The sequence below is a fragment of the Paenibacillus sp. FSL E2-0190 genome (assembly GCF_037992965.1).
GTDB lineage: Bacteria > Bacillota > Bacilli > Paenibacillales > Paenibacillaceae > Paenibacillus_AQ > Paenibacillus_AQ odorifer.
Genome location: NZ_CP150306.1, coordinates 2,323,635 through 2,345,062 on the forward strand (window position 1 = coordinate 2,323,635; position 21,428 = coordinate 2,345,062).

A 21,428-nucleotide genomic window follows, 5' to 3' on the forward strand; every position below is an offset into this window, starting at 1 on the left:
AGGAGGCTGTAGAAATGTTTAGACAATTTTTGTGTAGAAGGGCAACGTTATGTTGCTGCTTATTCTTCATGCTTGTTTTCCCTATGTTAAGCGCTTGCAGTGATGGAAAGTCAGCTGGTTCTGTACTGCAAGAAGCTCGCCCGAGCATCTCCATCTTGGCACCCCTTCATTTTCCACAGCAGCCTTCAAAAAAGATTATGGCTGAGATTGAAAGATTAACAGGGGTGGAGCTTGATATCACGTGGGTGCCTGAGGGTGTTTATACCGATAAAATGAATACAGCGTTGACCACTAATTCCTTGGGAAAAGTCACCTTTGTGAAGTTCTCAGACTATAATCTGGTGAAAAACGCCATCCGTTCTGAAGCATTTTGGGAGATCGGCCCATATCTTCAGGAGTTCCCCAATCTTAAAGCACTGGACCCCGCTATTCTTAAGCAGACCGCTGTTGGTGGTAAGATCTACGGCCTGTATACAGAACGCCCTTCCTCCAGACAGGGTGTCATAATACGTAAGGATTGGCTGGACACTCTTCATTTAAGCAATCCACAGACCTTAGATGACCTATATGAAGTAATGAGGCAATTTACATATAACGATCCGGATCAGAATGGCAAACAAGATACCCTTGGATTAGTCGATCGTAATGATCTTGTTTATGGTGTATTTAAGACACTAAGCTCTTATTTTGGCACACCAAATAATTGGAAGCTAGAGAATCATCAATTTGTTCCGGAATTCGTAACAGCGGAGTATATGAACACAATGAATTTTATGAAGAAATTATATGATGAAAAAATCATAAATCAGGACTTTGCTCTTACCAGTAAAGAGGTTCAACGCGATAAATTCATTAACGGTATCGCTGGTGTGTTTATTGGCAGCATGACTGATGTGCAGCGGTTGTCAATTGAAGCTCAAGCATACAATCCAAAGGCTGAACTTACGCTGATCAATCGTATCGAGGGGCCTGATGGATATAAAGTGTGGTCTATCCCCAATTACAACGGACTGTATCTCTTTTCCAAAAAGTCCATTGCCACAGAGAAGGAGCTTCGGCAGGTGCTTGGATTTTTTGATCGGACCATGGATAAAGATGTAGCCAATATAATGATGTATGGCTTTGAGGGGCGGCATTATAAGCTTGAAGGCGGAAAAATTATCCTTCCCGAGGAAACCTCACAACTGCGGGTACAGGAAGTGAATCCGCTATATGCTTTAATGATCGCGGACATTAGTAATAAAAACATTATGGAAGTGGCTCAGAAGGAGCAATTAACCTCTCTAGCAGATCAGTTGAGTAAAGATAATGAATTTTTTCTGGTTGATGACCCGACAGTTTCTCTGAGTTCATCTACTTTTGATGAGAAGAATATGGAGTTATCTACAATCATTGTGGATGCTACATATAACTATATATTAGGTAATATTACCGTCGAGGGATTCCAGCAAGAGGTTGAGAAATGGAGAGCTCGTGGAGGCAATCTTATTATTAAGGAATATGCTGAGGCTGAGTTTGGGACAGAAAAGTAAATAGGTTAAAAAGGTTTTGATCCACTGCGGATAATGCGGTGGATTTTTTTGTGCTGCGATATCCCGATAATCATTTGCTCAGATCCCTTTCAGAACGCGCCGTTATGGGGAAATGATTGTTTTCGTAACCTTGCCGACGATGTAACGTGGAACTCGTAACCAATACAAATTATGGAGGTCAAAATGGTATGAAGAAGAAATCCTTCACCATGTTGTTAACAGCACTGTTAACATTCAGCACATTATTAGCTGGATGCGGTGGTAACAACAATAACAAAGAAGAAGCAGCAGCCCCAACTACAAGTGCAGAGAACACTACGAAGGTGGAAGAGACTGAAGCACCTAAAGAGGAACCTACAGAAATCAAAATCATGCTTCCATTGAATACATCAGAGACTCCGCCTGATACGATTAAGAATGAACTTGAGAAATTGACCAACACGAAGCTGACTTATCAATTTTTTCCGGCTGATACTTATGAAGAAAAACTGAATTCATCTTTTGCAACGGGTTCATTGCCGCAAGTAACATATTTGAAGAATCAGACAACCTTCATTCAGATGAAAGAAGCGATAAAAGACGGACAATTCTGGGAAATCGGTCCACTATTAAGCGAATTTCCGAATTTGAGCAAATTGAAACCAGAAATTCTTAATAACACGAAAGTAGATGACAAGCTTTATACCCTATATATCGGGCGTCCACTTGCACGCCAAGGGATCATTTACCGCAAAGACTGGGCAGATAAATTAGGACTTGCTGCACCAGCTAATGTAGATGAATTATTTGAAATGGCTAAAGCCTTCACAGAACAAGATCCAGACGGTAATGGAAAGAAAGATACTACCGGTATTATTGACCGTAATGAGTTGACCTATGGAGCTTTCAAAACTGTTTCGTCTTGGTTCGGAACACCGAATACCTGGGGTGAGAAGGATGGAAAATTAGCGCCTGAATTTACCTTCGATGAATATTTCGACACAATGGATTTTTTCAAAAAAGCTCGTGATGGCGGATACATTAATCAAGATTTCGCTGCCACCAGTAAAACGGATGCAGTAAATATGTTTAAGGCTGGAAAGGGTGGACTCTATATTGGGGGCTCCATGCAAGATATTGATTCCCTCAATAAAGATACTATTAAGAATAACCCTGACGCTGTTTTGGATGCGCATAGTATGGTTGCAAGTCCAGATGGAAAATATGCTCAATGGATGATTCCAGGCTATAACAATGTTGTCTTGTTCCCGAAATCTGCTGTCAAGGATGAGGCAGAGCTGAAGAAGATTCTTGCTTTCTTTGATCAAATGATGACCCCAGAAGTAGCTAATTTGATGTATTGGGGAATTGAAGGTACTCACTATACCGTTGAAGATGGTAAAGCAAAAGCTACTGACGACAAAGAATTGATTGAACGTGAAGTAAAGGGATATAAGGACAGCGTTATCGGCGAAGCTGAAACCAATGGAATGTACGAGAACTATAACACGCTGCCAGGAAGAATTCATGCAGATCAATTGGTTCTTGAGAATGTCAAAGTTGGTGTAGCGGATCCAACAGCTGCTATGGATTCGGCTACCTATACAGAAAAAGGCGTAGAGCTTCAACAGATTATTACAGATGCAACCTATAAATATATTTATGGTCAGATTGACAAGGCTGGATTTGAGAAGGAAGTAGAGAACTGGAAGAGCCGTGGTGGAGATAAGATTATTGAAGAATACAACGCGTTATACAAAAAATAGTAACCCGTACTCGAATAGTTAAGCGACAAATTGTAGCTGAAAAGGTTGTTGATCTTGTTTCAACAACCTTTTCTATTCCTCACTGGGTTCAGAAATATCGTGTTTGAATAAAGAAGGAGAAAGGAAGAATATCATGCAGGAAGTCACCGCACAGCCCAGCTCAGCTCCTCAAATGAATCCTAAGCCTGAAATTTATAAAAGCAGCAGCGAACTGAAAAAGCGGCTGTGGAGAAATAAATGGCTCTACGTCATGCTAACTCCGGGAGTACTGTATTTTTTGATTTTTAAATATCTTCCAATGTACGGATTAATTATCTCATTTCAGGATTACAAACCCTATCAAGGGATCAACGGTAGTGACTGGGTAGGGATGAAGCATTTCAGCAGGTTGTTCACAGAGCCGGATTTCTTAAATATATTAGTGAACACACTTATTCTTTTCGGATTAAATATTCTTATCTATTTCCCGATGCCGATTATTCTTGCCCTGATGTTAAATGAACTTCAAGGCAGCTTTTTCAAAAGAACCTTTCAGACGATCTTCTATTTGCCCCATTTTCTGTCATTGGTTATCATCGTCTCCATTTCTTATGTAATGGTCACGATGGATGGAGGGATTATCAACGAGCTGCTTGTCTATTTTGGCTTTGAACCAATCAATTTCCTGCTTAATCCAGGGTGGTTCAGGCCCATGTATATTATTCAGGTGATTTGGAGAGAAGCAGGTTGGGGAACGATTATTTATCTAGCTTCCATAGCTGCGATTGACCCAGGGCTTTATGAAGCATCGCGTATGGACGGAGCTGGAAGACTTAGACAAGTCTGGCATATCACTCTTCCAGCGATTAGAGGTGTAATTATTACATTATTTATTCTGAAAATTGGTTCCGTTCTTGATCTTGGATTTGAACATGTATATCTGCTACTTAACTCCATGAATCGAGAAGTTGCGGAAATTATCGATACGTATGTATATACTGCTGGTTTGAGACAGGGGCAGTTTAGTTACAGTACAGCTATTGGATTCTTTAAATCGATTGTAGGCTTTGTAATGGTGATGATGGTGAATAAATTATCCAAGAAAATGGGAGAAGAAGGCGTTTATTGATATTTTGTGGGAGGAATCGAAATGGTAGAAGATAAAACAATCAGTGGTAGAATCTTTTCTGCTATAAACTTTACGCTGCTTGCGATCATTGCTTTAATTACTGTGCTTCCCCTTGTTCACGTTGTAGCAGGCTCTTTCACAACGAGTGCAGAACTAGCTTCTAGCAAATTTGTACTGATTCCAAAGGTATGGAGTCTGGAAGCGTACAAGTTCATCTTTTCGACGAATACAATATTTAAAGCCATGGGTGTTTCCATTGGTGTCACGGCAATTGGTTCTATTTTTAGTTTGTTTATAACTTCTTTGATGGCCTACGCTCTTACCAGAAAAGATCTGGATGGTCGTAAAGTGGTTAACTTCATGGTTGTGTTCACCATGCTTTTTCATGGTGGGATGATTCCAACGTTCCTCGTGGTGAAGGAATTAGGACTAATTGACACGTACGCCTCACTGATTCTACCGTCAGCGATTAGTGCCTTTAATATGATCATTTTGAGAAACTTTTTCCAAAATATACCTGAAGGTTTGGAGGAATCGGCCAAAATTGATGGTTGTAATGATTTTGGAATATTATTTCGGATTGTATTGCCACTATCCTTACCTGCGTTAGCGACGATCGGATTGTTCTATGCGGTAACGTATTGGAATACCTACATGAATGCGATTCTGTATTTGAATGATAGTGCGAAATGGCCAATACAGGTTCTGCTCAGACAAATTGTCGTCCTTGCCAGCGGTATGGATCACAGCGCTACACTGGATGCTGCTGTTCCACCGCCAGATCAATCAATTAAAATGGCTGTTATCGTTGTAGCTACCTTACCAATAGTTTGTGTGTATCCGTTCCTGCAAAAGCATTTTGCCAAAGGTGCCATGTTGGGTTCTATGAAGGGCTAGCAAGAAAGAGAGAGACTATACTTAGGGGAGGAGCTTCGAGATGACTGTACAGATACCTACAACGCCGATAGAGTGGGCAAAAAAAGCTTGCGATTCACTAATGGATACTTACAGGGCGGGAGAGCTTCCCCCCGCGCATCGATGGCACTATCATCAGGGTGTATTTCTGTGTGGCATGGAGCTTTTGTGGAATGCTTATCAAGAAGACCGTTATATCAACTATATTCAGGAATATGTAGATGATTTGGTGGATGAATACGGGAACTTTTATTTTGCACGTGATGAGCTGGATGCGGTTCAAGCAGGACAGCTACTATTCACTCTTTATGAACGGACAGGCAAACTTAAGTATCGTATTGCAGCAGAGAAGCTAAGGAATTTACTGCTCACACTAAATAAAACCTCTGAGGGCGGGTATTGGCACAAGGATAAGTACGCCAACCAAATGTGGTTGGATGGACTTTATATGGCAGGCGTATTCTCCTTGAAATATGCGAATGTCTACGATGAACCAAGCTTGCGTGAAACGGTCCTTCATCAGGAAATGTTAATGCGCAAGCATATGAAGGATGAGACAACGGGTTTGTTATACCATGCCTGGGATGAGAGCCGGCGGATGCCTTGGTCGAATCCGGAGACGGGTTGTTCACCGGAGTTCTGGAGCCGATCATTAGGATGGTATGGTCTCGCCTTATCGCAATTTCTGGATCTGTTACCTTCCCATGATTCAGCCCGGACAGAGCTTTCTACTACGCTGAGAGATTTTGTGGATGCACTTATTCGTTACCAAGATCAAAAAAGTGGACTTTGGTATCAAGTCGTAGATAAGGGACATGAGCCAGATAATTGGCTGGAGACTTCAGGGTCATGTTTGTTCGTCTATACGATTGCCAAAGCCGTGAAGCATGGCGTTGTAAGTGACGTGACTATCGCTACAGCTGCCGCTAAAAAAGGATATGAAGGGTTAACCAAAGTAATCCAGTGGGATGAGCATAACCGATTAGTTCTGCCGGACATTTGTATCGGTACCTCAGCTGGAGATTACGAGAGTTACGTGACTCGGCCTAAGGTTAAAAATGATCTGCATGGTGTGGGCGCATTGGTGATGGCTTGTGTTGAAATACAGTCAATGCTTCAAGAGTGAATCGCTCCGTATCCTTACTAAACAATGACTTGATTCTCTGAGATTTCGGAGAATCAAGTCGTATTATTTTATGTGCAAAGAATCCTTAAATCGGCTGAACCTATTTTTAGTTTTTGAGCTCTTAAATTTATAAATATTTTGGGGGTTGGGATGAAGAAATCACAGTGGGCAATTCAAACGGCAGACTCTATTATGGCGCGGACACCGAAGCTTTATGAAGATAAAGGCTACAAAGGAAGCTGGACCTACGATTATGGCGTGGTATTGAACGGTTTTGAATGGCTTTGGAAGCAGACCGTTGATTCGAAGTATCTGCAGTTCATTCAAGATAATATGGACTACTTTATTCAGGAAGATGGCAGTGTCAAGGGCTACCACCTAGAGGAGTATAATATCGATCATATTAACAACGGAAAATTATTATTGACTCTATATAAAGAAACGAAGCAAGAAAAATACAAAAAAGCGGCTGCTTTACTTAGAAAGCAACTTGAGACCCATCCGCGAACCTCGGAAGGTGCTTTTTGGCATAAAAATATATATCCCTATCAGATTTGGTTAGATGGACTTTATATGGGCGCTCCTTTTTATTTAGCCTACTTGCTAGCTTTTGAAGAAGGGCAGGGACTTGAGGATGTAACCAAACAATTTATCTTGTGTGAGAAGCATACGAAAGATCCGGTAACAGGTCTGCTATATCATGCATGGGATGAACAGCGTATTCAACCTTGGTGCGACCCTGAAACAGGACTTTCGCCTAACTTTTGGGCCCGTTCACTTGGCTGGTATCTCATGGCTTTAGTTGATGTTCTGGAATTGCTGCCTAGTGAGCACTCAGATTATCCAGAGCTGGTACGAATACTAAATGATACCTTAACTGCGGTGAAGACATATCAGGATAAGGAATCCGGGGTCTGGTATCAAGTGATGAATCTAGGGGAACGCAAAGGAAATTATCTTGAGGCCTCTGCTTCAAGTATGATCGTGTATGCCATGGCTAAAGGTATCCGATTAGGCGTGTTAAACGCTGGATGGTACGAAACATTAGATCTGGCTCAACAAGGACTTATCTCGGAGTTTGTACTAGAAACCAAAGAAGAATGGGTCAATTTAAATAAGAATTGCCAAGTAGCCGGATTAGGTGGAGTGGACCAACGTGACGGTACTTTCGCTTATTACATTAGCGAGCCTATTGTCACTAACGACCAAAAAGGTGTGGGTGCTTTCCTACAGGCTTGTGTGGAATATGAACAATTAAGAGGCTGGATCTGATATAGAACAGGGGGGATATGAATGTTGATCTACAATATTGAGGATTTTGGAGCGCTTAAGAATAGTAAAAAGTTAGCGACGGAAGCGATAACGCGTGCGATTGAAGCGGCAAATAAAGCCGGTGGAGGAACCGTTTATGTACCGGCTGGTACGTTCTTAACCGGTGCAATTCATATGAAAAGCAATATCGAATTGAATTTAAATCCTGGTGCCATTCTTTCATTCAGTACGAACCCGGAGGATTACCCTGCAGTGGAATGCAGATGGGAAGGAGTGAAGCAGCAGGTTCATTCACCTTGTATTTATGGAAGAGAGTTAGTTAATGTATCAATCACTGGCAGCGGAATGATTAACGGAAATGGTGAACTCTGGTGGGAGAAGTTTCGGAACCGCCGGGAAGAGCTGCAGTATCCCCGGCCGACTCTAATCGGCTTGGACAGCTGTCAGCGGGTAACCCTTAAAGATATCGCGCTGGTCAATTCTCCAAGCTGGACCGTTAATCCGATAGGCTGTTACAATGTGACTATTGATAATATTTCCATTCTGAACCCGGCCGACTCTCCGAATACAGATGGCATTAATCCAGAGTCTTGCACCAATGTGCGAATTAGCAATTGCAATATTGATGTCGGTGATGACTGCATTGCGATCAAGGCAGGAACTGAGGACACCAAAGAACGAGTTCCTTGTGAGAATATCACGATCACCAACTGCACTATGGTACATGGACACGGGGGTGTCGTACTCGGTAGTGAAATGAGTGGAGATATTCGTAATGTCACGATTAGTAATTGTGTGTTTAAACAAACCGATCGTGGAATCCGGATGAAATCAAGACGGGGACGCGGGGGAACGATTGAAGATATTCGGATCAGCAATATTGTAATGGAGGATGTTATTTGTCCGTTTACTCTAAATCTATATTATTTCTGTGGACCACGCGGGAAAGAAAAATATGTGTGGGATAAAAATCCTTATCCGATTACAGAGGAAACGCCGTGTTTTAGACGCATTCATTTTGCCAATATTACCGCACGTAATGTTCATGCCGCAGCGGGTTTCTTATACGGGCTTGCCGAGCAGTATGTATCCGAGATTACGTTTACCAATGTGGACATCTCCATGGCGAAGAATGCAATTCCCGGCCATCCAGACATGATGACAGGGATCGAAAACATGAATAATCGCGGATTTTTCCTCGGGAATGCAAGAGATATTCAATTTCATCAGGTGACGATTGAGAACCATGAAGGGCCTGCTTTTTACATTGAAAATGGAGAAGCTGTAGAGATCATAAATTGTCGATCAAAAAACACGAAGAAGCCGGAAAAATTAGTAGAACAAGCTACAGTGTCACCTGAAGAACAGAATGTCAGTCCATAAGAGAGAGTCATCAATTTATTGAGAGGAAAAGAATCCACTATGCTTGTTGTAGGAAAAGAATCCTTTTGCGCTTATCACACGATTCAAGAGGCGATAGATTCACTAGAGCAGGGGCCATCCGGTCAAGCGGATACGCTTTATATTTTGTCAGGGGTCTATAAAGAGGCAGTGCGGATTTATCGTTCTAATCTTACGATCATAGGGATTGGCTACGTGGAGATTGTTATGAATCGTTACGCGAAAGAGCGTGATGAAGCGGGCGAAGAAATCAATACATTCTCTACACCAACGTTATTTCTGGGCGGGAGCCATCTGGTCTTGGAGAATCTGGTGATTACCAATAATGCAGGGCAGGGTGAAAATATCGGGCAGGCCGTAGCTGTGTATGCTAATTGTGATCAAACCGTATTCAGAAATTGTACTTTAAAAGGGTATCAGGACACGTTGTTCACGGGACCGTTGCCACCTGCACCCAAAGAGCGATCTACGTTTGGAGGTATACCACTGAGAGAACACCATGCCCAATATCGGCAGTTGTATCAGCATTGCTATATAGAGGGAACAGTGGACTTTATATTTGGTGGGGCTACAGCATATTTTGACAGATGTGAAATTCGCAGCTTGTGTCATAGTGAGAATCAAGCAGGTTATATTACGGCTGCCTCCACACCTGAGGGACAATCGTATGGTTATATTTTTAAAAATTGCTTTTTAACAGCAGCTCCTGATATTGCTCCGGTGTTTCTGGGCCGTCCATGGCGTGAGTATGCTAAAACCGTATTTGTAGATTGCCAGTTGGGTGCACATATTCATCCACTTGGCTGGGATAACTGGGACAACACCGCTAATGAACAAACCGTTAGTTATCAGGAATATGGCGTGAAGGATGCAATTCTCTTGAGTAAGCAACGTGTGTCTTGGGCAGATTGCTTTGAAGATGGCGACGAGACGCTGGATAAAGAGTTTGTTTTTGCTGGAACGGATTTTTGGAAATAGATAATTTAATTAACGAGTACACAAGTAAAAAACGGTAGTCTAGACAGAAGCATAAAGTCTTAGACTGCCGTTTTATTTAAATGTTGTATCACTTTATTTTTAATATGATCTTTCCTTTAGCTCTGCCCGATTCAGAATACTCCATCGCTTTCTGCGCCTCTAAAAAAGGAAACACTTGATCAATAACAGGTTTTATTTGTCCGGATTCAATAAGCTCTGAAATGACTTCTAATTGACTGCCACTTGGTTTCATGAACAGAAAGCTGTATTTGACCTTGTGTTTTGCCTCTAATTTGCTCAGCTTCCGGGTAATCAAGCGAAAAATATTAGTTTTTATGAACCCAGCGCCATACTCTTTTCCGAAGCGTGCATTAGGCAACCCTGAAACCGATACAATTTGTCCTCCTTGTTTGACTGTTTTAAAAGCTTTTTCTAATGTTTCACCGCCAATGGTATCGAATACTCCATCATAATTTTGTAAAATCTTATCAAATGCTTCGGTTTTATAATTCATAATTTGATCGGCTCCAAGTGACTTGACCAATTCTGCTCCAGCATCGCTTGTAGTAGTAGCCACGTATATCCCCATCGTTTTGGCAAGTTGGATAGCAAAGGTGCCAACACCGCCCGCTCCCGCTTGAATCAATACCTTTTGTCCTGCCGTTAGCTGTAATATATCATGTAATGCTTGATAAGAAGTAAGCCCGACTAATGGGATGGATGCAGCTTCCTCAAAGGAAAGATTGTGAGGTTTGAGAGCTATATCCTCTTCATGTACGGAGATATATTCTGCGAAGGTTCCGATTCTATCTTTTCTGGGCCGTCCGTAAATCTCATCACCTATCTTGAATTTTTTAACATTCTTTCCTACTTGGATGACAATCCCTGAAAAATCATTTCCTAAAACTAGGGGCATGTTGTATTTTTCAACAGCGTACGTACTTTGCCATCCCGCACTTTGAAATCGATAGGATTAATACTTGCTGCGTGGATCTCTGCCAATACATCGTAATCACCCACTGCGGGTGTTGGGATGTCGGCTAGTTGAAGAGGTGAATTCCCGTATTTTTTTATGATCATTGCTTTCATCCTAAAAACTCCAATTCATTAATTATTCATTTTTGCTGATCCAGAAAAATAACTCATCTCAACAGGGGAGATGTTTTTTGATTTCGATTTGTCCTCGCTTTTATCTGAGCAGTCTCGGCGATATTTCCTTTGTTCCAGCTTCATATCAATAAAATCGACAACCTGCTGCAGCGAGGAGATTTGGCTGACGATGTTTTCTCGATGGTTTCTTAAATGCTCCACCAGTTCAGGATAATCCGCGGGATCAGCGTCGGCGGAGACCGCCAAAAATGGCTGCATTTCCTGCAAGGGCATGCCTGTTTTTTTGAGGCAGGATAGCAGCAGGATTGTATCTATGTCTTCCTGCCGGTAAACGCGATGCCCGTTGTCCTTCCGGTCTGCCCGGGGAAGCAGCGCGATCTTTTCGTAATAGCGGATCGTATCCTCGGATATTCCGGTTTGCACGGCGGTTTCTTTTATCGTAAACGTTTGCTCTGCCTTCATACTGTACCTCCTGGAGATTGCTTTGTGTGTGCATTATACAACTTGGAGCTGACTCCAAGTCAAGACCTTATCTCTGGGACAAAATCTTTTTATTACGCCTTGACTTGGAGTCGACTCCAATTAATAAAATGTGCGTTATAAGAAGAAGATATCCCGAATTCAGGAGGAGATTTACAATGAGCACACAGCAACGTGAAAATATCGCATTGATTACAGGCGCTAACGCCGGGATTGGATTGGAATTAACTCGAAAATTGCTAGCGGAGGATTGGCAGGTGGTTGCTTTGAACCGTTCCGGTTTTCCAGCCGATGATGTGAACATCCAAAAAGCCATCAAAAACGGCTGGCTTCGTATTTATAAAACAACCGATCTCGCGGATTTTGCCAGCTTGAGAGGGACACTGGAAGAGATCAAAGGCAAGGAGCAGCGGATCGATATTTTGTTCAACAATGCCGGCGGGAGCTTCCCTGAACTGAGCTATTCGACACAGGGGCGCGAAAAGCACTATGAGTTGATGACCGTTGTGCCGTATATTATTTTAATGGAATTGAAGGATAGCCTACAAAAAGGACGCTTAAAAACGGTGATCAACACCTCATCCTCCGCGCTTAAGTTTACGAAAGAGTTTACGATTGAAATCCTGGAGCGTCCCACCACTTTCCGCAAGCTGCTTGGTCCTTACGCCACCTCAAAGCTGGCATTATCGTTATGGACACAGGCCGCTGCGCCGCAGCTTGCTGATGAGGGCATCATGATTCGCAGTGTTGATCCGGGTAGCAATAACACGTTGCGAAAAGGAAAAAATTCTGGACTGCCTCTAATAGTTAAACCGTTGATGAAGCTGTTTTTCTCTCCGCCTACCCACGGCGCCGACCAATTGTATGAGGGTGCTCTGGGAGAACACCGTGAGGAGACGGGGGTATTTCTTCGGAAAGGTCAGGTTGCGGATTTGAAATTTAAGGATCAAGCCCGGAATGTTTTGGAAAGGATTAATGATATTTACGAAAATGAGTATCTTCGTTGTTAATCTGATCTTTAGATCTCTAATTTTTTTTTGTAATTCCTCCAAACGTATGAGATAATAGAGTTTTTCCGTTGATTCTATTTTTCATGGCATGGTAGAGATGCCTGATCAAATATTGGAGGTAGGCTTGTTGGCGAAACAGTATCCTTTTGAATATGATCGGACCAAACCTTTTATGGAGCAAGTAGGGGAATGGGTCGGAGATGTATTCTATGAAATTCTTCCTGAGGCTGGATTTGAAGTACGTGATGAACAGATATACATGGCCTTTCAGGTAGAGCGGGCTTTTGCCGAGAAAAAGACGATTTTTGCTGAGGCAGGGGTCGGAACAGGCAAGACATTAGTGTATTTGTTGTATAGCATTTGTTACGCGCGTTATATGGGCAAACCTGCGATTATTGCATGTGCGGACGAGTCCTTGATTGAGCAGCTTGTGAAACCGGAAGGCGATATCGCCAAGCTTGCGAAGCATCTGAACATGAATATTGATGCCAGACTAGCGAAATCTCCGGATAAATATATGTGTCTGAAAAAGCTGGATCAGGCTCGGAACCATGATGATGAAAGCTTACCACTGGAGAGCTTGTACAGTACATTACCTGATTTTGTACATTCACATGCACCGATGCAGCAATTCCATGCTTATGGAGACCGCAGAGATTACCCTGATCTGAATGACGAACAATGGAACAAGATTAACTGGGATACGTTTCAGGACTGCTTTACTTGCGATATGCGTCACCGCTGCGGGCAGACCTTGTCCCGTGATCATTACCGGAAATCAAGTGATCTGATCATTTGTTCCCACGATTATTACATGGAGCATATTTGGACCTATGAAGCGCGTAAGCGGGAAGGGCAAATCCCTTTGCTTCCGGATCACTGTGCGGTTGTATTCGATGAAGGACATTTATTAGAATCAGCGGCCATGAAGGCGCTTGGCTATAAGATGAAGCATGTCGTCTTTGAAGAATTGATTTCTCGCCTGCTACAGAATGAAATCCGTGAAACGCTGGCGGTTCTGATTGATGAAGCGATCATGCAAAGTGAGCAAATGTTCAAAGCGATTCGCCGTCAATGCCGAAACATACCGGGATCAGATCGGAAAAGCATTGCGCTGAATGCTTCATTGATTCGTGAGGTACACCGGATGCGGAGTGTAATTGCTGCTATCGAAGAAGAATTAGTATTCGAGAGCGGACTCTACACGATTGATGAATACCAACTGCGAATTGTGGAGGAACGTTTGGAGACCATAGAGATCGCTTTGCGATTGTTTGAGGATTCAGGGGCTCTAATCTGCTGGGCGACAGAAGAAAGCGATGGTCTAACGCTGTCGGTCATGCCACGAAATGTCAAAGAGGTACTTCAAGACAGCCTGTTCACGCAAAAAATGCCAATCGTATTCTCATCGGCTACATTGTCTGTGGATAAATCATTCCAATACTTGAAGGACAGTCTTGGGATACAAGATTTTTTATCCTTCTCTGTAGACTCACCTTATGACTATGAGCACCAGATGAATGTCTATGTGCCAGAGCTTCAGAGTGGGGATTTTGCTGAGAAAATGGAAATTTCCCTGAAGCTTATTCAGCGGACTGAAGGTAGAGCACTGCTATTGTTCCGTACTCGTGAAGAGCTTCTGCAGTTCAAGCAGCTTAACTCGTTACGACTGGAAAGCAGTTCATATTCATTTTTATATGAAGGGGATCAAGAAATCAGCTATTTAATTTCGGCGTTTCAACGGGATGAGCATAGCGTGTTATGTGCGGTCACCTTATGGGAAGGGCTGGACATCCCTGGACCTTCATTATCTAATGTGATCATATGGTCGCTGCCGTATCCTCCGCTTGATCCAGTGTTTATGGCAAAACGGGCGGAAACCTCCACTCCCTTTGAAGATGTGGATTTGCCTTACATGCTGTTAAGACTCAAACAAGGGATGGGGCGGCTGATTCGAACCGGTACAGATCAAGGAATTGTAACTGTACTTGCGGAAGAGGAAGGGCAACATCCGGTACACGAATATATAACTTCTGTACTTCCAAAAGGGACTCGATTACAGAAGCTGGAAGCTTAAATATCACTAACGATTATAATTGCTCCTTTGGTGAGGCAGATGCTACGGCATTTATGTTTCACTCGAAGGAGCATTTTTGTCTAAAATTAAGCATAAGTATTCCTAATCTTACGGATAGGATATTGGTATTTAACTTCCGGGCGGTGTCGTATTATTGTTGAGTCATGGGATGTATTTATACAGCATCATCTAGAGATTCATCAAGGAGTGTATACGACATGGGTCAATCAGAAGGTTTGTATCAACCAGATCACAACAAAAAGGTTGGGTTTGCATTAGGGATAGGGCTAACCTTAGTTATCGCATTATTGGCGAAATTTTTAGCGGGTTTTCCATTCCTATCTATTATGGGGCAATTGGTCATTGCCATCTTAATCGGGATTATTTGGCGAGCTACGATAGGAGTGCCAAATAGCATCACACATGGCACCGATTTTTCCAGTAAAAAACTGCTTCGTCTTGGGATTATCTTGCTCGGTATGCGGCTTAATCTAAAGGATATCGTTGCGGCAGGACCTCGGGTATTTCTTTTGGCAGTCATCGTCATTATATTTGCGATCTCCGTTGTATACGGACTGGCTCGACTGTTCAAAGTAGATAAGCGCCTCAGTATCTTAACTGCCTGCGGAACTGCGATTTGCGGTGCGGCAGCTGTGGTTGCCATCGCTCCACAGATAAAAGCCAAAGATGACGAAACTGCTATTGGTGCAGCTATAGTAGCTATATTAGGCACAATATTTACACTGCTGTACACATTTTTATATCCTTTTCTCGGCTTATCAGATTTAGGTTATGGGGTATTCTCAGGAGCGACTTTACATGAAATTGCTCACGTTATCGCGGCTGCGGATGCTGGTGGAAATGCTGCCGTTGATATGGCGGTCATCGTTAAATTGACCCGGGTGGCTTTACTTGTGCCGGTGGCTATTTTAATTGGGATTTGGTCCAATCGTGAAGAAAGAAAAGTGCAAGGTGGAGCGGCTAAAGCTTCGTGGAAAAGCATTCCAATCCCTTGGTTTATTCTAGGATTTTTAGTTGTCAGTGGTGTGAATTCGTTAGGAATCGTCTCCGCATCAGTAGCCAATGGGATCGTTACGATTGCTTATATGTTAATCGCTATGGCGATGGCAGGGCTTGGATTAAACGTTGATTTGGCGGCATTTAGACGGCTTGGAATGAAGTCTTTTGCTGCGGGACTTATAGGTTCGGTTATGTTATCTTTAGTTGGATTTATGTTAGTTCACTTACTTGCGCTAGCGTAGTTAGCATGTACACCCTGAGTATGAAATGAGTTACTTCATATCCAAACAGCATCCTTCTCTTTATCATTTAGTGTGGTAGGATATGCATGAAATGAATGGAGGGACTTCAAGTGAAGTATTGCATAGGTGAATTTGCTTCCATTCTCGGGGTAACTGCGGATACGCTGAGATTATACGAGAAACATGATATTGTTAGGCCTACAAAAGATAACAGCAATAATTATAGATATTTTAATGATTTAGATGCAAGGGATCTGTTAATGAGCAGATGGTATCGCAGTATGGAAATTCCATTGCCCGAAGTGGCACTTCTGATGAAGGATTCCTCTATTGAGCAAGTTATGGGATTGATGCAGCAGTCTCAGCAGAGTTTAGAAGAAGAGATTAAGCAAAAGACGATGCTGCTAAACAAGATGAATGAAATTCATAAAGAGCTTAAGGAAATAGAGTCCTCATTATATATATGTAAACTTAAACAACTGCCAGGCATGTACAGGCTTAAGCAAACGGATAAAAATGCATTATTAAAAAATGATATCGTAAAAAGCCTCGTCAACACTTGGATGGATAGGCTTCCTTATGCGTTTTATTCTTTTAAGATTGAGGACGCGGGGGCGTTATCCGGTGATAATAACTTTGACTATAGCTGGGGGCTTACCTTACCCGAGGAGGAAGTGCAGAAATTTGCAATGGATATCGATGAATATGTAGAGTATATTAGCCCGAGTACCTGTATCTCTGCTATCATGTTATCTACGGATGGACATTATATCACGAAGAAATCTTTGCAGTTTATGATAGATTACATCGAAGCAAATGGTTATACCATAGCGGGTGATGCGGTGGGTAAATTAATGCTTACTGAAAAAATAGAAGGCAATAACCGCTCATATTTGGAAGTGAATATTCCAATTGTATAAGTTTATTTTTATAAACACCTGCTCTAAGAGCGGGTGTTTTTTCTTTTTGGACAAAAATTGGACATTGACCTTGGTGCTGCACCAATGTTTATACTTCGGTATATAGCTTGGCAACGTTCGGTAGATATGTATAGATATGAATGTGAAAAATATCACGTTCTTGGCGAGCTATAAGATATTAGATACTGGGGGAGAAGAGAATGCGCAACAGAAATTTCACCAAGAAAATGCTCATGTTAACTTTTTGTATGGTGCTGATCGTTTCCATGCTGAGCGGATGCAAAGGAAATGGGGAGTCGGCAAATTCGTCATCATCATCTTTTAAAGCCGGTACATTCGCAGGGGAAGCGGAAGGCAAAGAGGGCGTGATTAAAGTAGAAGTCACTATGGATGAGCCAGATAAAATTAAAGATATCAAGATCGTAAGCCAGTCAGAAACGGGTGGTCTAGGCGATAATGCACTTGAAAAAATAAAAGATCAAATTCTGGAAGGACAAACCTTGGCAGTAGATGCTGTTAGTGGTGCGAGTCTTTCCAGTGAAGCAATGCTCGCGGCAGTTGAAGATGCCGTAACCAAAGGTGGAGGAAATCTGGAAGTCCTCAAAGCCGGTGGCGTGCAAAAAGCAGGTGAAGGTAAAACGGAAAAGCTTGAATCAGACGTAGTGGTAGTAGGCGCCGGTGCATCTGGTGTGTCCGCAGCGGTAACCGCTGCTGATAAAGGTGCCAAGGTTATTATTATCGAAAAAACAGGAGTTATCGGGGGAGCAAGTAATCTATCCTGGGCCGGTAAGTTCTATAATTCTTCCGCAGCTACTGACAATAATCTTAAAGTAAATGTGGAAAAAGAAATTGCCGATTGGATTGTCAACAATCACTGGAGAGTTGACGCTGCAGCGATTAGACAATACGTAACGAAATCCGGCGAAACTTATGATTGGTTAGCAGAAAAAGGGTATAAAACCAGCTTCCTAAACTTCTTCGGAGAGCAGCTGCATGTGCTGCCAGCTTATGAAACCCGAGAAGAGACCCTTCGGAAAATGTTGGCTGAATCGGTTGAACAAAAAGGTGGACAAGTGATCACCGAAACCACTGCCAAAAAGCTGATTACCAATGAAGCAGGAGAAGTTACAGGTATTGTGGCTGAGAAATCGGACGGGACTACTCTTGAAATCACAGCCAAAAGTGTCGTAATGGCAACAGGCGGTTATGCCGCAAATTCGGAAATGGTTAAAGAAGCTTTTGGTTTTGAAGGGGTTAACGGAGGACTAGGTCAGAATGTTGGGGAAGGTCTGAAGATGGCTTGGGAAGCAGGAGCCAAGGTTCCTGATAACTTCGGTGGACAAATGCTGCACCAAACATTAGCCAGAGCAACACAAGGACTAAAAACACAATATGAGCCTTTTGAAGCAAGTTATCCGCTGATGTTGACGTATCTGCCTAACTTCATGAATGTCGGTTCTTCCGGAGCACGTTTCAGAGATGAAGCAGCTACATTAACATCGGTCGCAGCAGCTAATACGAGTGCATTTAATGGTGCTTATCATATGGTTATCGTATCAAAATCTCAATTGGCTGCTCTTCAGTCCAAGGGGATGAAAGGTGTTAACGCACCAAGCCTGCCAGGAATGCCACCAGAATTTTATGCCGAATTTGCAGATCAATTCACGTTAGAGAATCCATGGGTAAATGCAGAAAAGGTGTTTGATTCTATGGTAGAAAACGGAGATGGCTACAAAGGAAATACAATCGAAGAATTAGCAACAAATGCAGGTATGGATGTAGATGTGTTTGTAGAAAATTACAATAGTTATAAAGAAGCTACAAAAACTGGTGTGGATACTGAATTTGGTAAAGCTGCTGATTATTTAGAGCCAATGGGCGAAGAAGGACCGTATTATGCCATCGTCGCTGAAATCAACAACTTGGGTTCTGTAGGTGGCTTGCTGGTAAACACTAAGTTCCAAGTGCTAAATGATAAACGTACACCAGTAAAAGGATTGTTTGCTGTAGGGCTTGAATCGGAAGGCGTATTATTCAACGATACCTATGTGGGTAATGGGGTTGGAATTGGTTATTCCTTTACTTCAGGTCGTCTAGGTGGAGAGAGCGCGGCAAACAGTGCTTTGAAAGCTAATTAACGACAATTTCCCGGAAAATAATTCAATCTTTTTAAAGCCGCAGAGTAGACAGCTCTGCGGCTTTTTTTTGCTGGAGATTAGAGCCAATCTTCTTTTAGCAAAGATTTAAGAAGCTCTACATTTGTTACTCCCAGCTTGGCAGCGATCTGCTGCTCTAATTCAATTTTGGTGATCATCATTCTGTTATTGCATTCTATACCCTTTGGAGTGAGGACAATATTTTTGTCACGCTGATTTCCTTCGACTTCAACGGCTTCAACATAACCACGGGATAACATGCCTTGAATGCTTTTATGCGTGCCCTGTCTTGAAATATGAATTATTCTACTGATTTCTGAGATCGATAACATTTCTCGGGCCTCAAGAACTGCAAGAATGTGGGATTCGGTCTTATTGATTTGATCCGGGTCTTTGTCTGTCACTATTTTACGTAAAGCTAGATGCTTCTCACTGAGTAAATCAATCAGGTTCATTTTTTGCAGCTGCTTATTCATTAGAACACTCCTAAATGATGGCTCGTTTATCCCAGTATAAGTCATTTGCGATTATTGTCAACTTGGTTGACTTGATTTGAGGATTTGTGTTATTGTAATCCAAGTTGACAATATAGAGATAAAAGGAGCTTGAAGATGGGAAGAAACAAAAAAGAGGCATTTTTATTTACGTTCATCATGTGTTTTTTGATGGTGCTGGGGATGAGTATTTACAATGTAGCACTAATGGAGGGTTGGTCAGGCGCGTTAGTTAAGGATGTGATTGTCGGCTACTTGCCTGCATTTATAGTTGCACTCATTCTAGATGTGTTTGTTGTAGGCAAGGTTGCGAAGGGGATCGCGCATAAGCTGGTTAAAGAGAATGAGCCGATGATCAAAAAAATCATGTTCATATCCTTTTTTATGGTGACCGGAATGGTATTGTTCATGTCCTTCTATGGCGCAGTTCTCCATGTAGGATTTTCTGCTGAGCTACCAAGAGCTTATCTGTCTGCCATAGGTAAAAATTTTATTTTTGCACTTCCACTGCAAATCATTTTAGTTGGGCCGCTTACACGATTTATTTTTGTGAAAATTACTCCAGCTGTGTCTGCGTAGGGAATAAATCAATAGAAGCAATGTACAACAAAACGCTCTCCGTCTGCCCGAATAAGCAGAAGAGAGCGTTTTTTTTAGATGAGAAACGTTTATCTATGGCTCGCTCGTTTACGCAAGCGCGTGAACTCTCTTTTTTACAGGTTCGAGTAGATTTAGGGCATACTCATTTCCGCTACCTTTAGGACTATCGTTACGGATATGCTCCTCCAGACATAATCTGGAATTGTGATCCGCTTGATAATCAGGATGAGTATCCAGATACCCCATTAGGGCTTGCCATGAGCCGTAGATATCATCAGTGCTTTCTGTCAGAGCATAGAGGCCGCCGTCGAGCCGCATTTCCTTTAGATGAGCTGGTATCTTCACATTTTCCGGAATTGAGGCACAGAATCCATATCCGTAAGGTTTATTCTCACCACTTGGATGCGGGTTCGTATTGCCGCCAAACAGCCGTGCTGTGCCTAATAGTTGACTAGCGTCCAGCCAATCATTAACTGGAATCATAGCTTCATCTTCTGGAGAGGTACTAACCGCAACATTGTAGGCAAATCTCATAGCTGGGAGAGTAATGAATCTTACATGAATAGGGGTAGAGTGATTAATAGTTGGCATAGATATAACCTCCTCAGTTTTAGTCATACCATCCGATGGACTGCATGACTTTTCGTTTAGTTCAGATAATAATTGATTTGTAATGGGTTCCTCGAGATGGGCGGATATCCACTGTAAAAAGAGATGGATTTCACCTTCTCTATTTGTTAGTTCTGTTTTTTGATTGTGAATAGAAGCCGCTTGCTGGCTGAGCGCTTCGTACATGGACTGAACGGACATATTTTTAAGCACGGTTCCAATATCCTTGATGCTAATATCCAGCTTTCTTAATAATGAGGTAACCCGGATGGCGAGTATTGCTTTCTCATCATAAATCCGCCAGCCAGAGCTGCTATCCCGCTTACTTTCATACAATCCTTGAGCTTCCCAGTGACGCAGAGTCCGACTCGTCAGTCCGAATTGCGCAGAAAGCTTATCAATGGTAACAAATCCGCTCATAGACAACTCCCATTTCATAGTTTGATAAGGCGCCTTATGTGGATTATTTTAGCATTTAACGTTACGTCAATTGCAAGGAGAATTAATGATTGGGTATTCGAGATAATTTACATTTCTCATACAAAACATTGTCCAGTATTTAACGTCCAGCTTCTACAATCAAGATATTGGTAGAATGTACCTATTGCAATATGAGGCTTTATACGGAGGATG

General features: G+C 42.3%; 17 protein-coding genes and 1 pseudogene. 14 read left to right on the forward strand and 4 right to left on the reverse strand.

Annotated elements, in window-relative coordinates:
- The first annotated feature begins 14 nt into the window (after positions 1 to 14).
- The 8 genes from NST25_RS09860 (at position 15) to NST25_RS09895 (ending at position 10,077) form a co-directional block, all read left to right on the forward strand.
- Positions 15 to 1,532, forward strand: coding sequence for an extracellular solute-binding protein (locus tag NST25_RS09860; RefSeq protein WP_339190400.1), 1,518 nt, complete (start codon positions 15 to 17; stop codon positions 1,530 to 1,532).
- A 188-nt stretch (positions 1,533 to 1,720) separates the two neighbouring features.
- Positions 1,721 to 3,277, forward strand: a complete 1,557-nt coding sequence (locus NST25_RS09865; protein ID WP_076191234.1) for an extracellular solute-binding protein — start codon at positions 1,721 to 1,723, stop codon at positions 3,275 to 3,277.
- A gap of 133 nt (positions 3,278 to 3,410) precedes the next feature.
- On the forward strand, positions 3,411 to 4,385 hold the full coding sequence (locus NST25_RS09870; RefSeq protein ID WP_036679252.1) for a sugar ABC transporter permease: 975 nt from the start codon (positions 3,411 to 3,413) through the stop codon (positions 4,383 to 4,385).
- A gap of 21 nt (positions 4,386 to 4,406) precedes the next feature.
- Entirely contained in the window at positions 4,407 to 5,282 is an 876-nt protein-coding gene (locus tag NST25_RS09875; RefSeq protein WP_036679255.1) for a carbohydrate ABC transporter permease, read from the forward strand.
- Between the two features lie 40 nt (positions 5,283 to 5,322).
- Positions 5,323 to 6,426 (forward strand): glycoside hydrolase family 88 protein, encoded by a 1,104-nt coding sequence (locus NST25_RS09880; RefSeq protein ID WP_076124980.1) that lies wholly within the window; start codon positions 5,323 to 5,325, stop codon positions 6,424 to 6,426.
- A 150-nt stretch (positions 6,427 to 6,576) separates the two neighbouring features.
- A complete protein-coding gene (locus NST25_RS09885; RefSeq protein WP_339190404.1) occupies positions 6,577 to 7,698 on the forward strand; it encodes a glycoside hydrolase family 88 protein in 1,122 nt (373 codons plus the stop codon).
- Between the two features lie 21 nt (positions 7,699 to 7,719).
- On the forward strand, positions 7,720 to 9,081 hold the full coding sequence (locus NST25_RS09890; protein WP_339190406.1) for a glycoside hydrolase family 28 protein: 1,362 nt from the start codon (positions 7,720 to 7,722) through the stop codon (positions 9,079 to 9,081).
- Positions 9,082 to 9,120: 39 nt separating this feature from the next.
- Positions 9,121 to 10,077: a pectinesterase family protein gene (locus tag NST25_RS09895; RefSeq protein ID WP_076218533.1), complete on the forward strand. Its 957-nt coding sequence runs from the start codon at positions 9,121 to 9,123 to the stop codon at positions 10,075 to 10,077.
- Positions 10,078 to 10,165: 88 nt separating this feature from the next.
- On the opposite strand, the pseudogene NST25_RS09900 reads toward NST25_RS09895, so the two are convergent.
- A pseudogene (locus tag NST25_RS09900) lies at positions 10,166 to 11,166 on the reverse strand (NADP-dependent oxidoreductase).
- 18 nt (positions 11,167 to 11,184) lie between these two features.
- The gene (locus NST25_RS09905) at positions 11,185 to 11,649 is read right to left on the reverse strand and encodes a MerR family transcriptional regulator (RefSeq protein WP_076278599.1); all 465 of its coding nucleotides are present in this window, start codon (positions 11,647 to 11,649) and stop codon (positions 11,185 to 11,187) included.
- A 176-nt stretch (positions 11,650 to 11,825) separates the two neighbouring features.
- Between NST25_RS09905 and NST25_RS09910 the strand changes: the two genes are divergently transcribed.
- The 5 genes from NST25_RS09910 (at position 11,826) to NST25_RS09930 (ending at position 19,074) form a co-directional block, all read left to right on the forward strand.
- On the forward strand, positions 11,826 to 12,677 hold the full coding sequence (locus tag NST25_RS09910; protein WP_339190408.1) for an SDR family NAD(P)-dependent oxidoreductase: 852 nt from the start codon (positions 11,826 to 11,828) through the stop codon (positions 12,675 to 12,677).
- A gap of 97 nt (positions 12,678 to 12,774) precedes the next feature.
- The gene (locus NST25_RS09915) at positions 12,775 to 14,754 is read left to right on the forward strand and encodes an ATP-dependent DNA helicase (protein WP_248549295.1); all 1,980 of its coding nucleotides are present in this window, start codon (positions 12,775 to 12,777) and stop codon (positions 14,752 to 14,754) included.
- 218 nt (positions 14,755 to 14,972) lie between these two features.
- Positions 14,973 to 16,016: a YeiH family protein gene (locus tag NST25_RS09920; RefSeq protein ID WP_076184311.1), complete on the forward strand. Its 1,044-nt coding sequence runs from the start codon at positions 14,973 to 14,975 to the stop codon at positions 16,014 to 16,016.
- A gap of 110 nt (positions 16,017 to 16,126) precedes the next feature.
- A complete protein-coding gene (locus tag NST25_RS09925) occupies positions 16,127 to 16,936 on the forward strand; it encodes a MerR family transcriptional regulator (protein WP_339190410.1) in 810 nt (269 codons plus the stop codon).
- Positions 16,937 to 17,136: 200 nt separating this feature from the next.
- Positions 17,137 to 19,074 carry an FAD-dependent oxidoreductase gene (locus tag NST25_RS09930; protein WP_339190412.1) on the forward strand — a complete coding sequence of 646 codons (1,938 nt, stop codon included), beginning with the start codon at positions 17,137 to 17,139 and terminating at the stop codon, positions 19,072 to 19,074.
- Between the two features lie 77 nt (positions 19,075 to 19,151).
- On the opposite strand, the gene NST25_RS09935 is transcribed toward NST25_RS09930, so the two are convergent.
- Positions 19,152 to 19,568 carry a helix-turn-helix domain-containing protein gene (locus NST25_RS09935; protein ID WP_038569750.1) on the reverse strand — a complete coding sequence of 139 codons (417 nt, stop codon included), beginning with the start codon at positions 19,566 to 19,568 and terminating at the stop codon, positions 19,152 to 19,154.
- A 135-nt stretch (positions 19,569 to 19,703) separates the two neighbouring features.
- Between NST25_RS09935 and NST25_RS09940 the strand changes: the two genes are divergently transcribed.
- Positions 19,704 to 20,165: a DUF2798 domain-containing protein gene (locus tag NST25_RS09940; protein WP_076308270.1), complete on the forward strand. Its 462-nt coding sequence runs from the start codon at positions 19,704 to 19,706 to the stop codon at positions 20,163 to 20,165.
- A gap of 108 nt (positions 20,166 to 20,273) precedes the next feature.
- On the opposite strand, the gene NST25_RS09945 is transcribed toward NST25_RS09940, so the two are convergent.
- Positions 20,274 to 21,215 carry a MerR family transcriptional regulator gene (locus NST25_RS09945; protein WP_076308271.1) on the reverse strand — a complete coding sequence of 314 codons (942 nt, stop codon included), beginning with the start codon at positions 21,213 to 21,215 and terminating at the stop codon, positions 20,274 to 20,276.
- Between the last annotated feature and the right edge of the window lie 213 nt (positions 21,216 to 21,428).